General features: G+C 68.2%; 15 protein-coding genes and 1 tRNA gene. 12 read left to right on the top strand and 4 right to left on the bottom strand.

What is annotated here, in order from left to right; genetic code table 11:
* Nucleotides 1-99: 99 nt before the first annotated feature.
* The 3 genes from ACDP63_RS06415 to ACDP63_RS06405 all read right to left on the bottom strand — a co-directional run bounded on the left by ACDP63_RS06415 (nt 100) and on the right by ACDP63_RS06405 (nt 2,337).
* Complete coding sequence (locus ACDP63_RS06415; protein WP_409927859.1) at nt 100-288, bottom strand: hypothetical protein; 189 nt, start codon at nt 286-288, stop codon at nt 100-102.
* A gap of 185 nt (nt 289-473) precedes the next feature.
* Nucleotides 474-558 (bottom strand) — tRNA-Leu (locus ACDP63_RS06410).
* Nucleotides 559-606: 48 nt separating this feature from the next.
* Nucleotides 607-2,337 (bottom strand): NAD(P)H-hydrate epimerase, encoded by a 1,731-nt coding sequence (locus tag ACDP63_RS06405; protein WP_024843760.1) that lies wholly within the window; start codon nt 2,335-2,337, stop codon nt 607-609.
* A gap of 154 nt (nt 2,338-2,491) precedes the next feature.
* On the opposite strand from ACDP63_RS06405, the gene ACDP63_RS06400 reads away from it, so the two are divergent.
* The 7 genes from ACDP63_RS06400 (at nt 2,492) to gap (ending at nt 10,528) form a co-directional block, all read left to right on the top strand.
* The gene (locus ACDP63_RS06400; protein WP_024843759.1) at nt 2,492-2,830 is read left to right on the top strand and encodes a P-II family nitrogen regulator; all 339 of its coding nucleotides are present in this window, start codon (nt 2,492-2,494) and stop codon (nt 2,828-2,830) included.
* 79 nt (nt 2,831-2,909) lie between these two features.
* A complete protein-coding gene (gene glnA / locus ACDP63_RS06395) occupies nt 2,910-4,316 on the top strand; it encodes a type I glutamate--ammonia ligase (protein WP_024843758.1) in 1,407 nt (468 codons plus the stop codon).
* A gap of 626 nt (nt 4,317-4,942) precedes the next feature.
* Entirely contained in the window at nt 4,943-6,124 is a 1,182-nt protein-coding gene (locus ACDP63_RS06390; protein ID WP_024843757.1) for a Hint domain-containing protein, read from the top strand.
* Nucleotides 6,125-6,223: 99 nt separating this feature from the next.
* Nucleotides 6,224-7,540, top strand: coding sequence for an adenylosuccinate lyase (gene purB, locus ACDP63_RS06385; protein WP_024843756.1), 1,317 nt, complete (start codon nt 6,224-6,226; stop codon nt 7,538-7,540).
* A 60-nt stretch (nt 7,541-7,600) separates the two neighbouring features.
* Nucleotides 7,601-8,662, top strand: a complete 1,062-nt coding sequence (locus tag ACDP63_RS06380; RefSeq protein ID WP_409927858.1) for a flagellar motor switch protein FliG — start codon at nt 7,601-7,603, stop codon at nt 8,660-8,662.
* Between the two features lie 480 nt (nt 8,663-9,142).
* Complete coding sequence (locus tag ACDP63_RS06375) at nt 9,143-9,286, top strand: hypothetical protein (RefSeq protein ID WP_024843754.1); 144 nt, start codon at nt 9,143-9,145, stop codon at nt 9,284-9,286.
* Between the two features lie 240 nt (nt 9,287-9,526).
* Nucleotides 9,527-10,528, top strand: coding sequence for a type I glyceraldehyde-3-phosphate dehydrogenase (gap, locus tag ACDP63_RS06370; protein ID WP_024843753.1), 1,002 nt, complete (start codon nt 9,527-9,529; stop codon nt 10,526-10,528).
* A gap of 100 nt (nt 10,529-10,628) precedes the next feature.
* Here the strand turns inward: gap and ACDP63_RS06365 are convergent, their stop codons facing one another.
* On the bottom strand, nt 10,629-10,943 hold the full coding sequence (locus tag ACDP63_RS06365; protein ID WP_051419482.1) for a hypothetical protein: 315 nt from the start codon (nt 10,941-10,943) through the stop codon (nt 10,629-10,631).
* Nucleotides 10,944-11,071: 128 nt separating this feature from the next.
* On the opposite strand from ACDP63_RS06365, the gene pyrC reads away from it, so the two are divergent.
* The 5 genes from pyrC to ACDP63_RS06340 all read left to right on the top strand — a co-directional run bounded on the left by pyrC (nt 11,072) and on the right by ACDP63_RS06340 (nt 16,153).
* Nucleotides 11,072-12,115 (top strand): dihydroorotase, encoded by a 1,044-nt coding sequence (gene pyrC, locus ACDP63_RS06360; RefSeq protein WP_024843751.1) that lies wholly within the window; start codon nt 11,072-11,074, stop codon nt 12,113-12,115.
* Nucleotides 12,112-12,783, top strand: a complete 672-nt coding sequence (locus tag ACDP63_RS06355; RefSeq protein WP_024843750.1) for an orotate phosphoribosyltransferase — start codon at nt 12,112-12,114, stop codon at nt 12,781-12,783. Before pyrC ends, ACDP63_RS06355 begins: the two co-directional genes overlap by 4 nt.
* Before the next feature lie 239 nt (nt 12,784-13,022).
* Nucleotides 13,023-14,522, top strand: coding sequence for a replicative DNA helicase (locus tag ACDP63_RS06350; protein WP_024843749.1), 1,500 nt, complete (start codon nt 13,023-13,025; stop codon nt 14,520-14,522).
* A complete protein-coding gene (locus tag ACDP63_RS06345) occupies nt 14,519-14,881 on the top strand; it encodes a DMT family protein (protein WP_024843748.1) in 363 nt (120 codons plus the stop codon). Before ACDP63_RS06350 ends, ACDP63_RS06345 begins: the two co-directional genes overlap by 4 nt.
* Before the next feature lie 63 nt (nt 14,882-14,944).
* Nucleotides 14,945-16,153: a multidrug effflux MFS transporter gene (locus ACDP63_RS06340; RefSeq protein ID WP_024843747.1), complete on the top strand. Its 1,209-nt coding sequence runs from the start codon at nt 14,945-14,947 to the stop codon at nt 16,151-16,153.
* The last annotated feature ends 29 nt before the right edge of the window (nt 16,154-16,182 follow it).

Genomic DNA, 16,182 nt, shown 5'->3' with positions numbered 1-16,182 from the left:
TGGTCAGCCGTCGCCGACTGTCTATCCGCCTTCACCCCCGAGGAATGCCGGAACTACTTCGAGCCCGCCGGATATGACCCGGACTAAGTCGAATCCGCGCTAGCCCATGGTGTCCCGCAGCTTCATCGCGATATACCAGGTGATCGGCAAGGCGATGACCGCGCCCCCGGCGGCAGCCAGGAGAATGGCGCGCAGATCGTAAAATCCCATCGCCAGGACGATGATCACGCCGATCCCGGCAAGCGTGGTCAGGCTGATCGACAGCAGAATCATGAAAAGTCGGGTCATTTCCATCCTCGGACAATTGCCACATCGTAAGGGCACATTTCGAGGCGGCAGGCTTTGATAGGGATCAAAGCGGCCAGGCCCGGCCGGACAGGGGACCAAGGCAGACCCGCGGGCAACAGCGCGATTCCGCGGGGAAACCCGCCCGGCGTACCGGCCTTCCTGCGGCGATCCGCCTCACGCGGGAATGGTGCGGGTGGAGGGACTTGAACCCCCACGCCTTGCGGCGCCAGAACCTAAATCTGGTGCGTCTGCCAATTTCGCCACACCCGCAACGGCGCGTTCTCTAGCAAAGCCGCGCTTCACATGCGAGCGGTAATTTCATCCCCCCGGCCGGCGCAGCACCGCGGGCAGCGCCTCGGGCAGGTCGTCGGCGATCAGGCCGGGGCCGACATGGCGCGCGGCCCTGGCATGGACCAGCGTGCCCAGGCTGGCGGCGTCCAGCGCCGGCAGGCCGCGGGCCAGCAGGCCGGCGATGATCCCGGCCAGCACGTCGCCGGCACCGGCGGTGGCAAGCCAGGGAACATCGAAGGCGGAATGGATGCGCGCGCGCCCGTCGGGGGCGGCGATCACCGTGTCGGGGCCCTTCAGCAGCACCACCGCGCCACAGCGCGCCGCAGCGTCGCGGGCGGCGTCGAGGCGCGAATAGAGCGGCCCGCGCATTTTCGCCAACGCCTCGCGATAAGCGGCCAGTTCCGCCAGGCGCCGCGCCATCCGCGCCGGATCGGAGGCCTGGTCGCGGCCACCCGCGGCGGGCGGACGCGGATGCTCGAGGCGCTCGGCAAGGTCGGGAAAGACGCGCCCGAATTCGCCCGCATGCGGGGTCAGCACGCAGTTTTCGTGCAAAAGCGCCATCAGGCCGGGGTCGCGCGACAGGGCGGTCAGCGCATCGGCATCCAGCACCGTCGCCCGCCCCGCGCCCAGGATCGCGGGCAGCAGCGCCGCCGCGCGCTCGACCCCGCAGCCGGGACCGATGCAGAGCGCGTTGACCCGCGGGTCGGCCAGCATGTCCCGCAGCGCGGCGGCATCGTCGACGCCTCGGCGCATCAGCGCATCGGGCGGGCCGGCATGCTCCGGCAGGGCCTCGGCCGGCGGCGCCAGCGTCACCAGCCCGGCACCGATACGCAGCGCGGCGCGGGCCGAGAGGCGCGCCGCCCCGCCCCTGGCCGGCCCCCCGGCGACGATCAGCGCATGGCCGTGGCTGAACTTGTGGCCGCTGCCGGCCTCCTGCTTGCGCAGCCAGGATGCCTGCCGGCGGGCGGCCATCGGGTACCGGCGCGAATCGGGAACGGCGAAACCGGGCCAGAGGGCCTCGACGGCGGGAAAGCGGGTGATGCTTGACGGGGTCGCGCCCTCGTTCGGCTGGCGGATCCGCCACGCCGCCAGGCCGATATCGGCGATGACCAGCTCGCCGCAGCATTCCGGCCCGCGCTCCAGCAGGTGCCCCGGCTTGGGGCTGTCGAAGGCGACGGTCAGGCGGGCGCGCAGGTCGAAATCGCCGGGCTCGCGCGGCCGGCCGGGAAAGGCGCCGCTGTCCAGGCACAGCCCGCTGGGGCAGTCCACCGCCACCAGCCGCTCGCGGAAGAACGCCCAATCCCCACCCGAACCGCCCAGATAGTCCAGGATCGCGGCAATCTCGCCCTCGGGCGGGCGGGTGAGACCGGTGCCGAAGACCGCATCCACATAGACATCCGCATCGGGCCCGGCGCGCAGGGCGTCCCGGGTCAGGGGCAGGACGGGGCCCAGCGCCTGCCATTCGGCCTTCATCCGCGCCGCATCCGGCCCCGGCCGGCTTTCCATCCCCAGCACCCGCACCTGCCAGCCCGCCTGGTGCAAAAGCCGCGCCACCACATAGCCGTCGCCGCCGTTGTTGCCCGGTCCGCACAGCACCGCCACCAGGCCCGGCCTGGCCCAGCGCAGCCGGATCTGGCCGGCGACGGCGCGGCCGGCGCGCTCCATCAGTTCCGCGCCCGTCACCTGCCCGCTGGCCATGGCGGCGGATTCGATGGCGCGCATTTGGGCGGTCGTCAGGATTTCGGTGCCGTGAAGCATGCTGTCTGCCTAAATTATAATCTTGCTGCACGAAATATGCGCATATCGGCCGGGCAGATGCGATCCGCCGCGCGATCCGGGCCCTGCCCCATTTACCCGCATCATCAAACCCGCCAATCAGGTCGCAGGCAAGTCGCGAGAGAAGGATCAGGCGATGAAGAAAGTCGAAGCCATCATCAAGCCCTTCAAACTGGACGATGTGAAAGAGGCGCTTCAGGAAGTCGGCGTCCAGGGTCTCTCGGTCACCGAGGTCAAGGGCTTCGGCCGGCAGAAGGGCCATACCGAACTTTATCGCGGCGCGGAATATGTCGTGGACTTCCTGCCCAAGGTGAAGATCGAGATGGTGCTGCCCGACGACCTGGTCGAGGCCGCCGTCGATGCCATCGTCTCGGCCGCGCGCACCGAGAAGATCGGCGACGGCAAGATCTTCATCATCCCGGTCGAACAGGCCATCCGCATCCGCACCGGCGAGACCGGCGACGACGCGGTCTGATCCCGCCCGACCCGCACAAAGAATCCGATGACCCTTGCCCCGCGGCGGCGCCGGGCAGACTGATGGAGGAAGGATCCCAATGACAGTCAAGGACGTTCTGGATCTGATGAAGACGGAAGAGGTCGAATATGTCGACGTCCGCTTCACCGATCCCAAGGGCAAGCTGCAGCATGTGACCCTGGTCGCCGACCTGGTGGACGAGGACTTCTTCGAGGAAGGCTTCATGTTCGACGGCTCCTCGATCGCCGGCTGGAAGTCGATCGACCAGTCCGACATGAAGCTGATGCCGGACGCCGCCTCGGCCTATATCGACCCGTTCTATGCCGAAAAGACGCTCTGCGTGCATTGCAACGTCGTCGAGCCCGACACGGGCGAGCCCTATGCCCGCGACCCGCGCGGCACCGCGCTGAAGGCCGAGGCCTATCTGAAATCCAGCGGAATCGGCGATACCGCCTATTTCGGCCCCGAGGCCGAGTTCTTCCTGTTCGACGACGTGCGCTATTCGGTGACGCCGCAGAAGGTCTCGTTCGAGCTTGATTCGGTCGATGCCGCCTGGAACACCGACACCGTCTACGAGGACGGCAACCTCGGCCATCGCGCGGCCCACAAGGGCGGCTATTTCCCGGTGAACCCGATCGACGCCGCCCAGGACATCCGCGGCGAGATGCTCTCGACCATGAAGCGCATGGGCATCAAGGTCGACAAGCACCACCACGAGGTCGCCACCGCCCAGCACGAGCTGGGGATGATCTTCGGCGGGCTGGTCGAGCAGGCCGACAACATCCAGAAATACAAATACGTCATCCACAACGTCGCCGCCGCCTATGGCAAGACCGCGACCTTCATGCCCAAGCCGATGAAGGGCGACAACGGCTCGGGGATGCATGTGAACATGTCGATCTGGAAGGACGGCAAGCCGCTGTTCGCCGGCGACAAATATGCCGACCTCAGCCAGGAGGCGCTGTATTTTATCGGCGGCATCCTCAAGCACGCCAAGGCGCTCAATGCGCTGACCAACCCGGCGACCAACAGCTACAAGCGGCTGATCCCCGGCTTCGAGGCCCCGGTGCTGCGCGCCTATTCGGCCCGCAACCGCTCGGGCTGCGTGCGCATTCCGTGGACCGAATCGCCCAAGGCCAAGCGCGTCGAGGCCCGTTTCCCCGATCCGGCGGCGAACCCCTACCTGGCCTTCGCGGCGCTCTTGATGGCCGGCCTTGACGGCATCAAGAACAAGATCGACCCCGGCCCGGCCTCGGACAAGGATCTCTACGACCTGCCGCCCGAGGAGCTGGCCGAGATCCCGACCGTCTGCGGCAGCCTGCGCGAGGCGCTGGAGGAACTGGAGAAGGACATGGACTTCCTGCTGGCCGGCGATGTCTTCACCCGCGACCAGCTGGAAGGCTACATCAAGCTGAAATGGGAAGAGGTCTATGCCTATGAACATACCCCCCATCCCATCGAATACGCGATGTATTACAGCTGCTGAACGGCTGGGACAGCGACGGAAAGCCGCCCTTCGGGGCGGCTTTTTCATTCGGATCAAGGGCAACAAGCGGCGATCCGGCGCATCACCGGCAGGATCTGCGACGCCGCGGTCTCCAAGGCCTTGCCCTGGGGCGGGACGGACCGCCGCAAAGCGGGCGGCGCGGGCCGTCCGCCATGCCGCCGCCGCAGGACCGCCTTCCCGCCCGCGATGCGGCGCCGAAGCACCGGTCACGCCCAGGCGCAGCGACGCCTGGCCCGCGCGCAAGGCCGCCACGGTGCCGCACGCTGATGGCGTCGAACACGGGGCGCCACCGGCCAAGGCCGGGTCAGCCAAAGGCCGGACCCATCGCCTTGACCCATGCGCTGCCCCTTTCGTGACAAGAGCCCGCCGGCCGCAGATGCAGGCCAGCGGACCGGTCCGATCCGTCGGACCCGGCAAAAGCGCGAAAAGGATCAATTTGTCTGAAAAAATGCGAGAATCTGGGCGCGGAACCGCGCTTGCCCCTTGCCATGCCCTGCGAACCGTCTTCTGTATGGCGCGCGGCAGCCACCGGCCTACCCTGATCGGCGGATGCCTGCTTTCAGCCTCCGGCATGGGCAAGGCCCGGCCTGCTACAGGATCCTAGAATGCCTTTTTTCACTGAAATACCTGATGCGACCATCGACCTGGAGGCCGCGACCCCGGTTCTCAGTCTCGGCAGCAATCTCCTGCTGAACAGACTCGGCGGCTCGACCCAATTTGCGCAATATGACGTGGATGCCTCGCAGGCCACCACGCTGCGCCGGGGCGACGATGTCTCGCTGGTGGATGGCGAGGGCAATCCGCTGCTGTCGGGCGGCACCTTCGCAGGCACCGGCACGCTGTCCTCGGCAGCGGCCAGCGTGGGCGTTCCATTGGTTGCCCAGCTCAAGGTGCAACTGAACCCGATCAACGGCTCTTTCGTCGTGGACGGCGAGGACACCTATTTCGTCTCCGACCAGCCCCTGGACAAGGACCATATCGGCGTCAAGATCACCGGCACCATCCTTGGACAGCAAATCAATCTTGCGAATGTGAACATCTCGGACCTCGGCGGTGTATTGACCGGCCCGGTTCTGTCAGCGGTGCAGAACCTGCTTGACACGCTGGTGGTCAACATCGCCTACAATCCCGCCGGCACGCTGGTCCTTGACGACGACGACGTCTTTCCCTGCTTCACCGCCGGCACGCTGATCGACACGCCCGATGGCCCGGTTCCGGTCGAAAGCCTGTCGGTGGGCGATCTGGTACTGACGGCCGACCACGGCCCGCAGCCGGTCCGCTGGATCGGCCGCCGCCGCTTTGCCGCCGACCGGCTGGCCGCCCATGACGCCCGGCTGATGCCCGTCCGCATCAAGGCCGGGGCACTGGGGCCGAACATGCCCTCGGCGGACCTGACCGTCTCGCCGCAGCACCGGATCCTGCTACGCTCGCGCATCGCGCAGCGGATGTTCGGCACCGACGAGATCCTGGTCGCCGCCAAGCAGCTCCTGCAGATCGAGGGCGTCGAGCGGGCCACGGACCTGGCCGAGGTGGAATATGTCCATATCCTCTTCGACCGGCACGAGGTGGTCCGGGCCAACGGCACCGCGACCGAATCGCTCTATCTGGGCCCGCAGGCCCTTGCCGCCCTGCCCGCCCCGGCGGTCGGGGAAATCCTTGCCATCTTCCCCGAACTGGCCGCGCGCAGCCATGCCCCCGAGGGGGCGCGGATGCTGGCCTCGGGGCGCAAGGCGCGCAAGCTGGCGCAGCGCCATGCGCAGAACGGCCAGCCGCTGGTCCTGGCCTGAATCGGCAGCGGCCGTGCAGGGGCCGCCGTGCCCCTGCCGGCTGCGGTTGCGGGTGCGGGGCCTTGTCGCTAAAACCCCGGCAAACCCAAGGAGCCCCGCATGATCCCGCGCTATGCCCGTCCCGAAATGGTCGCCATCTGGTCGCCCGAGACCAAGTTCCGCATCTGGTACGAGATCGAGGCGCATGCCTGCGACGCCCAGGCCGACCTGGGCGTGATCCCGCGCGAGAATGCCGAGGCCGTCTGGAAGGCCAAGGACGTCGAATTCGACGTCGCCCGCATCGACGAGATCGAGGCCGTGACCAAGCATGACGTCATCGCCTTCCTGACCCACCTGGCCGAGCATATCGGCGCCGAGCAGGCGCGCTTCGTCCACCAGGGCATGACCAGCTCGGACGTGCTTGACACCACGCTGAACGTGCAGCTGGTGCGCGCCGCCGACATCCTGCTGGCCGACATGGACAAGGTGCTGGCCGCGCTGAAGAAACGCGCCTACGAGCACAAGGACACCGTGCGCATCGGCCGCAGCCACGGCATCCATGCCGAGCCGACCACCATGGGCCTGACCTTCGCCCGCTTCTACGCCGAGATGGCGCGCGGCCGCGAACGCCTGCTGCGCGCCCGCGAAGAGGTGGCGACCGGCGCCATCTCGGGCGCGGTCGGCACCTTCGCCAATATCGACCCGGCGGTCGAGGAACATGTCTGCGCCAAGATGGGCCTCTCGCCCGAGCCGATCTCGACCCAGGTCATCCCGCGCGACCGCCATGCGATGTTCTTTGCCACGCTGGGCGTGATCGCCAGCTCGATCGAGAACATCGCCATCGAGATCCGCCACATGCAGCGCACCGAGGTGCTGGAGGCCGAGGAATATTTCAGCCCCGGCCAGAAGGGCAGCTCGGCCATGCCGCATAAAAGGAACCCGGTCCTGACCGAGAACCTGACCGGCCTGGCCCGCCTGGTGCGCATGGCCGTGGTGCCGGCGATGGAGAACGTGGCGCTGTGGCACGAACGCGACATCAGCCATTCCTCGGTCGAGCGCGGCATCGCCCCGGATGCGACGATCACCCTGGACTTCGCCCTGAACCGCCTGGCCGGCGTGATCGAGAAGCTGGTGGTCTACCCCGAGAACATGCTGAAGAACATGAACAAGTTCAAGGGACTGGTCATGTCGCAGCGCGTGCTTCTGGCCCTGACCCAGGCCGGGGTCAGCCGCGAGGACGCCTATCGCCTGGTGCAGCGCAATGCCATGAAGGTCTGGGAACAGGGCGCCGATTTCAAGACCGAGCTGCTGGGCGACGCCGAGGTGACGGCCGCGCTTTCCCCCGCCGAGATCGAGGAGAAGTTCGACCTCGGCTATCACACCAAGCATGTGGACACGATCTTCGCCCGCGTCTTCGGGGAAAACGGCGCGCATTAACCGCCTGTTCGCTTTTCCCTGCCAGATTGCCCCCGACAGGTTTGGAATCGGGGGCAATCCATGGGTGTTCCGGCGCTCGGGGCGACGGCGGGGCTCAGTCCGCGGCAAAAGGCGGCGGTGATCGTGCGGCTGGTGCTGGCCGAGGGCGGGGATATCGACCTGGCCCGGCTGCCGCCCGAACTGCAGACCGACCTGGCGCAGGAAATGGCGCTGATGGGCATGATCGACCGCGAGACGCGCAATGCCATCGTGGCCGAGTTCTGCGACCGGCTGGAGGCGGTCGGCCTGTCCTTTCCGGGCGACATCGACGGCACCCTGGACCTGCTCGACGGCCATCTCTCGCCCGATACGACCGACCAGCTGCGGCGCATGGCGGCGCTGCACGGGGCCGGCGATCCCTGGGACAGCATCGCCGCCCTGCCGCCCGCGCTCCTGGCCGAACTGGCCCGGACCGAAGCGGTCGAGATCGGGGCGGTGATGTTCTCGAAACTGCCGGAGCCGCGCGCGGCCGAGGTGTTCGGCCTGCTGGACCAGGAACGCGCCCGCCAGATCGCCTATGCCATGTCGCTGACCGGCGGCATCACCCCCGAGGCGCTGCAACGCATCGGCCGGGCGCTGATCCAGGCCGCCGACGCCGTGCCGCAGCCGGCGCTGGAGGGCAAGGCCGGCGAAAAGGTCGGCGCGATCCTGAACTTCTCGCCCTCCAGCATGCGCGACAGCGTCCTGGCCGGGCTCGAGGACGATGATGCCGCCTTTGCCGGCGAGGTGCGCAAGACCATCTTCACCTGGGCGCATATCCCGCGCCGCATCGACCGGCGCGACATCGCCCGCATCCTGCGCGAGGTGGACAATCCCGTGCTGCTCAAGGCGCTGGCCGGCGCCCGCGGCCCGGCGCGCGAGACCGTGGATTTCCTGCTCGGCGGCATTTCCTCGCGCCTGGCCGAATCGATGCGCGAAGAGATCGAGGCGCTCGGCAAGGTCTCGGCCCGCGATGCCGAGGAGGCGATGGACCAGGTCGTGGTCACGATCCGCCGCATGGAGGCGGCGGGCGACCTGTTCCTGATCGCCCAGGAGACCGAGGAGGAGGGAGAGGAGGAAGAACCGCAAGCCCCGCCCGGCTGATGGGCGCCGGCACCCGCGATCCGGCAGGCCGTGGCAAGGCCGCCGCCACGCGCCGCGGCCTCGCCGACCGCCCGACGCGGCCCCGGGCCGCCACGCGCCGCACGGGTCGCCCCGCACGGCATCGTACCGCATCGGCTTCGCGCGGCAGCAGGCCGCCCGGCGCGGCATCCGGTCCGAGTCACCCGGCACGGCATCCAGGCAGGCCGGGCGCGCCGCCTGCCGGCACATGGCAGACGGCAACCGGGACCGCATGGCAACCGGGCCCGTGGCACGCGACGGCCGGGCCGTCCGGCACATCGCGTCAAGGCCGCCCGGCGCTGGTGCCCTCGCCGATCGCGGCACCGCGTCCGGCGGCCAGCCGCAAAGGCTTGCCCGGCCCCGGCCTCTGCCCTAGCAGGGGGCGGGAGCGGCGCATCGCGCCAGGGGACGGCGGGCCAGGGGACGGCGGGCCAGGAAAACGGCAAGGACGGGACGGATGGCATGACAAATCGGATCGCGCTGGTGCTGGGGCTTCTGATCCTGGGCCTTTTCGCCGCGGATGCGCTGGTGCTGCATTGGAACCTGCCGCTGTTCCTGGGCAAGGAATTCGCCGGCCTGATCGAATATCTCAGCTTCTGGCGCTGAGGCGCCCGGCGCGGCGATTCGCCGCTCTGCAGCATCGGCCCTCGCGGCAGGCGGCCCGCCCCGCCGGCGCCAGACATCCGCGCCGCCGGCCGGGCGCCGCGGCAGCGACCATATGTCGCAACAATGCCCCGGCATGGCCCTTTCAGCCCGGTTTCCGCCCCTTCCGCTCGCAGGCATTTGCATTTCCCCGGCGATGCGGGCTATTTGCAGCGCGAACATCATCAGCGGCGGAGGAAACCTATGGCTGTCAAGGTAGCGATCAACGGCTTTGGCCGGATCGGTCGGAACGTGCTGCGCGCGATCATCGAATCGGGGCGCAATGATATCGAGGTCGTGGCGATCAACGACCTGGGCCCGGTCGAAACCAATGCGCATCTGCTGCGCTACGACTCGGTCCACGGCCGCTTCCCCGCCGAGGTCAAGGTCTCGGGCGATTCGATCGACGTCGGCCGCGGCCCGATCAAGGTCACCGCGATCCGCAACCCGGCCGAACTGCCCTGGGGCGACATCGACGTCATCATGGAATGCACCGGCATCTTCGCCTCCAAGGAAAAGGTGCAGCCGCACCTGTCGACCGGCGCCAAGCGGGTGCTGATCTCGGCCCCCGGCGACAATGCCGACAAGACCATCGTCTTCGGGGTGAACCACGACACGCTGACCAAGGACGACATCGTCGTCTCGAACGCCAGCTGCACCACCAACTGCCTGTCGCCGGTGGCCAAGGTGCTGAATGACAGCATCGGCATCGCCCGCGGCTTCATGACCACGATCCACAGCTATACCGGCGACCAGCCGACGCTGGACACCATGCACAAGGATCTCTACCGCGCCCGCGCCGCGGCGCTGTCGATGATCCCGACCTCGACCGGCGCGGCCAAGGCCGTGGGCCTGGTGCTGCCCGAACTCAAGGGCCGCCTGGACGGCGTGGCGATCCGCGTGCCGACGCCCAACGTTTCGGTCGTGGACCTGGTCTTCGAAGCCGCCCGCGACACCTCGGTCGAGGAAATCAACCAGGCCATCCGCGCCGCCGCCGACGGCCCGCTGAAAGGCATCCTGGGCTATACCGACGAGCCGCTGGTCTCCTCGGACTTCAACCACGACAGCCACAGCTCGGTCTTCCACATGGACCAGACCAAGGTGATGGAGGGCAAGCTGTGCCGCATCCTGACCTGGTATGACAACGAATGGGGCTTCTCGAACCGCATGTCCGACACCGCGGTCGCCATGGGCAAGCTGATCTGAACCCGCATCTGAACCCGCAAGGGCTCGATCCGAAAACCGAAACGCGCCCTCGCCGGGGCGCGTTCTTCCTTTCCGGCGGGCCGGCCTGGCCGGTCGCCCGTCAGTCCTTGCCCGAAAGGCGCCGCACATTGGCGCGGGTGCGCTTGCGATAGGGCCGCAGCGCCGCCGCCATCACCCGGTCGGCCCGCTCGCCCCGCCCGGCGGCGCGCAGCGCGGCATGCAGCGCCTCGGAGGCGGCATCGGCCTTCTCGACCACCATGCGCTGCGGCTCGGCCGCGTCCTGGCGCAACAGCCCCATCATCCCCGCCGTCCGCAGGGCGATGACCATCTGCGATTCCCAGGCCATGCGCGCCATCTGCTGCCACAGCAGCAGCGGCGCCTGCATCGCCGCATAATTCATCTTGCCGAAACCCATCACGAATTCCCTTTAAGCGAACAACAGGCGGGCAAGGCTGCGCCCATGGCGACGAAATGCCAAGAGCCCCGGTGGACGGGATCTTTGCCCTATGGCCTTGCTGCCGCACCCGGTATAGAGGGAAAATCATGACCAAATCCGTGACGCTCCGACGCCCCGACGACTGGCACCTGCATCTGCGCGATGGCGCCATGCTGCAGGCAGTGGCTTCATTTTCCGGCCATTTCGGCCGGGCGATCATCATGCCGAACCTGGTGCCGCCGGTGGTGACCGGGGCGCAGGCCGCGGCCTATCGCGACCGCATCCGCGCCGCCCTGGCCCCGGAAATGACGTTGCGTCCCTTGATGACGCTCTACCTGACCGAAACCAGCGATCCGGCCGATGTGCTGGCCGCCCATGCGCAGGGAATCATCTCGGCGGTCAAGCTCTACCCGGCCGGGGCGACCACCAATTCGGCCTCGGGCGTGCGCGATTTCGACAAGGTGCGCGGCGTGCTCGAGGCCATGGCCCAGGCCGGCATCCCGCTCTGCGTCCATGGCGAGGTCACCGATCCGGCGGTGGACATCTTCGACCGCGAGGCCGTGTTCATCGACCGCGTCCTGGACCCGATCCGCCGCGCCACCCCCGGCCTGCGGGTGGTGATGGAACATGTCACCACCTCGGACGGGGTGGATTACGTCGCGGCAAACGAGGATATCGGCGCCACCATCACCACGCATCACCTGGTCATCAACCGCAACCACATCCTGGCGGGCGGCATCCGGCCGCATTACTACTGCCTGCCGGTCGCCAAGCGCGAAACCCACCGGCTGGCGCTGCGCCGCGCCGCGACCTCGGGGGACGCGCGTTTCTTCCTGGGCACCGATTCGGCGCCGCACCCGGACCGCGCCAAGGAATCGGCCTGCGGCTGCGCCGGCTGCTTCACCGCGCCGAACACCATGTCGATCCTCGCGCAGGTCTTCGAGGAGGAGGATGCGCTCGACCGGCTGGAAGGCTTCGCCTCGCTCCACGGCGCCGGCTTCTACGGCATGGCGCCGAACCAGGACCGCATCCGCCTGGTGAAGCGCGACACGCCCGCCGCATATCCGACCCATATCCCGGCCGGCGACGAGACCGTCACCGTCTTCGACCCCGGCTTCCCGCTCTACTGGCACCTCGAGGATCCCGCATGACCCTGCCCTTTCCCCCGCGCGAGGAAATCGCCCGGCTGACCGCCCGCATGCTGCTGGAGATCAAGGCGGTGCATTTCAACGCCGCCGAGCCCTATACCTATGCCTCGGGGCTGAAGGGGCCGACCTATATCGACTGCCGCAAGCTGATCAGCTTTCCGCGCATCCGCGCGACGCTGATGGATTTCCTGGCGGCGACGGTGCTGCGCGAGGCGGGCTTCGCCGCCTTCGACAACGTCGCCGGCGGCGAGACGGCGGGCATCCCCTTCGCCGCCTGGGTGGCCGAGCGGCTGGAACTGCCGATGACCTATGTGCGCAAGAAGCCCAAGGGCTACGGCCGCAACGCCCGCATCGAGGGCGCCATGACCGAGGGCCAGCGCGTGCTGCTGGTCGAGGACCTGACCACCGACGGCGGCTCGAAGCTGAGCTTCGTCGACGCGATCCGCGAGACCGGCGCCACCTGCGGCCATACGGCGGTGATCTTCTATTACGGCATCTTCCCGGAAACCACGCAGCGCCTGGCCGACCATGGCGTCCGGCTGCACCATCTCTGCACCTGGTGGGACGTGCTGGCCGAGGCCAAGGCGCAGGGCTTCTACGACCAGGCAACGCTCGCCGAGGTCGAAAGCTTCCTGACCGATCCCCGCGCCTGGCAGGCCGCGCATCCCTGATCCGGCGCCAGACGCGCAACCACGGCGCCTCTCGGCACGGCCGCATGGGTATTTGATGAACGAAGAAGACGGGCGCGGCGCTCCATTCTTCTCTGTTGCCCAAATACCCATACCGCCCTGGCCACCGGCGCGAGGGGCGGCATTCCGTCCACAGCTTATCCACAGCATATCCCGATGGACCGCGGGGCGCATAAGGTGGATAACGGCTCCCAGCCGAGTCGAAGGTCGGAGACCATGGGATGAGCGAGTTGCGCGCCGTCGAAATCAGGAAGCCCGGCGAGATCGCCGAGGCCGCCGCCGCCCAGGCGGTGCCCTTCTCGATCGAGGCCGAGCAGCAATTGCTGGGCGCGCTGCTGACCAATAACGAGGTCTACGACCACGTCTCGCGCATCATCCAGGCCGGGCATTTCTACGACCCGGTCCACCGCCGCATCTACGAGATCTGCGCCGAGCGCATCGCCCGCAACGCGCTGGCGAGCCCGGTCACGATCAAGGCCTTCATGGAGCATGACGCGGGGCTGAAGGAACTGGGCGGCCCGGCCTATCTGGCGCGGCTGGCCGGGGCGGCGATCTCGTCCCATGCCGCGCGCGATTATGCGCAGATGATCCGCGAATTCGCCCTGCGCCGCGAGCTGATCGGGCTGGGGCAGGACATCGCCGCGCGTGCCGCCACCGTCACGGTCAGCGATTCCGCCGAGGAGCAGATCAAGGAGGCCGAGCAGGTTCTCTACAAGCTGGGCGAGCAGGGCGTGGCCGAGCGCGGCTTCCAGAGCTTCCTGGCCGCCGTCACCGGGGCGCTGAACGCCGCCAATGCCGCCTTCAGCCGCGGCGGCGGGCTGTCGGGCATCTCGACCGGGCTGGTCGACCTGGACGGCAAGATGGGCGGGCTGAACCGCTCGGACCTGATCATCCTGGCCGGGCGGCCCTCGATGGGCAAGACCTCGCTGGCCACCAACATCGCCTTCAACGTCGCCAAGGCGCATCGCCTGGGCGAGCTGCCCGACGGCACGCATGGCACGGTGGCGGGCGGCGTCGTCGGCTTCTTCAGCCTCGAGATGTCGGCCGAGCAGCTGGCCGCGCGCATCCTCTCGGAGGCCGCCGAGGTGCCCAGCGAGGCGATCCGCCGCGGCGACATGACCGAGGACGAGTTCCGCCGCTTCGTCAAGGCCGCCCACGACCTGCAGAACTGCCCGCTTTACATCGACGACACGCCCGCCCTGCCGATCAACCAGCTGGCGGCGCGGGCCCGCAAGCTCAAGCGCACCATGGGGCTGGACCTGCTGATCGTGGACTATCTGCAGCTGCTGCGCGCCGCCTCGGCCAAGGACAGCCGCGTGAACGAAGTCAGCGAGATCACCCAGGGCCTCAAGGCCGTCGCCAAGGAGCTGGACATCCCGGTCATCGCGCTCTCGCAGCTGTCGCGCCAGGTCGAGAGCCGCGAGGACAAGCGCCCGCAGCTGTCCGACCTGCGCGAATCCGGCTCGATCGAGCAGGATGCCGACATCGTCATGTTCGTCTTCCGCGAGGAATATTACCGCGAGCGCGAAAAGCCCGCCGACCACGACCTCGACAAGATGGCCACCTGGCAGCAGGTCATGGAATCCTGCCACGGCAAGGCCGAGGTCATCATCGGCAAGCAGCGCCACGGCCCGATCGGCACGGTCGAGCTGTCCTTCGAGGGCCGCTTCACCCGCTTCGGCAACCTGGAAAAGCATCGCAGCTGGGATCGCGCTGAATGAACCTGCCGGTGCCCTTCGTCACCATCGGCCTGCTGATCCTGTCGAACCTGTTCATGACCGTCGCCTGGTACGGGCATCTGAAATTCAAGGCCGCGCCGCTTCTGCTGGTGATCCTGGTCAGCTGGGGCATCGCCTTCTTCGAATATGTGCTGCAGGTGCCGGCGAACCGCAGCGGCTACGGCCATTTCAACGCCGCGCAGCTCAAGACCATCCAGGAGGTGATCAGCCTGTCGGTCTTCGTGCTGTTCTCCTGGGCCTGGCTGGGCGAGCGGCTGACCTGGAACGTGGCGGCGGGCTTTGCCTGCATCTGCCTGGGCGCCTTCCTGATCTTCCACGATTTCGGCAGTTCTGCGCATTGACGCGAAACAGTGCCCTGTAAACAGGCGATTGCCTTTGCCCGCCGACCGGGCAAAGGTGCGGGCATGAGCAGCGCGACCCCCTCCCTTCCCCGCCGGCCAAGCATTCTGACCCTGGTTTCGATCTCGGCCGCCGGGGCGCTTTCCATGAACATCTTCCTGCCCTCGCTGCCGGCCATGGCGCGGGATTTCGGCGTGGAATACGGCTTCATGCAGCTTTCCGTCTCGGCCTTCCTGGGGGTCAGCGCGGTGCTGCAACTGCTTTGCGGCCCGATCAGCGACCGCTATGGCCGCCGGCCGGTGGTGCTGGGCTCGTTTGCGATCTTCCTGCTGGCGACCGTGGGGGCGCTGCTGGCCAGGGATGCCGCCTGGTTCATGGTCTTCCGCCTGATCCAGGCCGTCGCCACCACCGGCTTCGTCATCAGCCGCGCCGTGGTGCGCGACATCGTGCCGGCCGAGCAGGCGGCCAGCATGATCGGCTATGTCACCATGGGCATGTCGCTGGTGCCGATGATCGCGCCGACGCTGGGGGGCGTGCTGGACGAGACCCTGGGCTGGCGCGCCAGCTTCGTCGCCATGGGCCTGACCGGGCTGGCGGTCATGGCGCTTTGCGCCTTCGACCTGCCCGAGACGGCGCGCGGCGGCGGCGTGCCGCTGCGCCGGCAGGTCGCGACCTATCCGGTGCTGGCCCGCTCGCAGCGGTTCTGGGGCTATGCGCTGGCGGCGACGCTCAGCGCCGGGTCGTTCTATGCCTATCTGGGCGGCGCGCCCTTCGTCGGCCAGGTGGTGCTGCACCTGTCGCCGGCCGAGGTCGGCTATTGGTTCGCCGGCCCCTCGATCGGCTATGCGCTGGGGAATTACCTTTCGGCGCGGTTCTCGACCCGCATCGGCATGAACCGGATGATCCTGTCGGGGGCGCTGATCTGCTCGGTCTTCCTGGCGCTGGCGCTGGCGGTGGACCTGATGGGCGGGCTGACGCCGCTGGTCTTCTTCGGCGCGGTCGGGCTGATGGGGCTGGGCAACGGCATGGTGCTGCCCAATGCCAATGCCGGGATGATGAGCGTGCGCCCCGAACTCGCCGGCACCGCCAGCGGGCTGGGCGGCGCCATGGCGGTGGCGGGCGGCGCCGGGCTGGCGGCGCTGGCCGGCGCGCTCTTGCACGACGAATCGGGGGCGGCGCCGCTTCTGGTCATCATGGCCGGGTCGGCCCTGGCCTCGATCGGCTTCATCCTCTGGGTCATGATCCGCGAAAGGCAGGTCATCGCCGGCCGCTAGATCCCCCTTGCGGCAACGCCTTTGCAAAG

Source organism: Paracoccus sp. P2, assembly GCF_046335115.1.
GTDB classification, from domain to species: domain Bacteria; phylum Pseudomonadota; class Alphaproteobacteria; order Rhodobacterales; family Rhodobacteraceae; genus Paracoccus; species Paracoccus pantotrophus.
The sequence above is the reverse complement of the archived record's forward strand: the minus strand, read 5'-3'. Positions and strand labels throughout refer to the sequence as shown.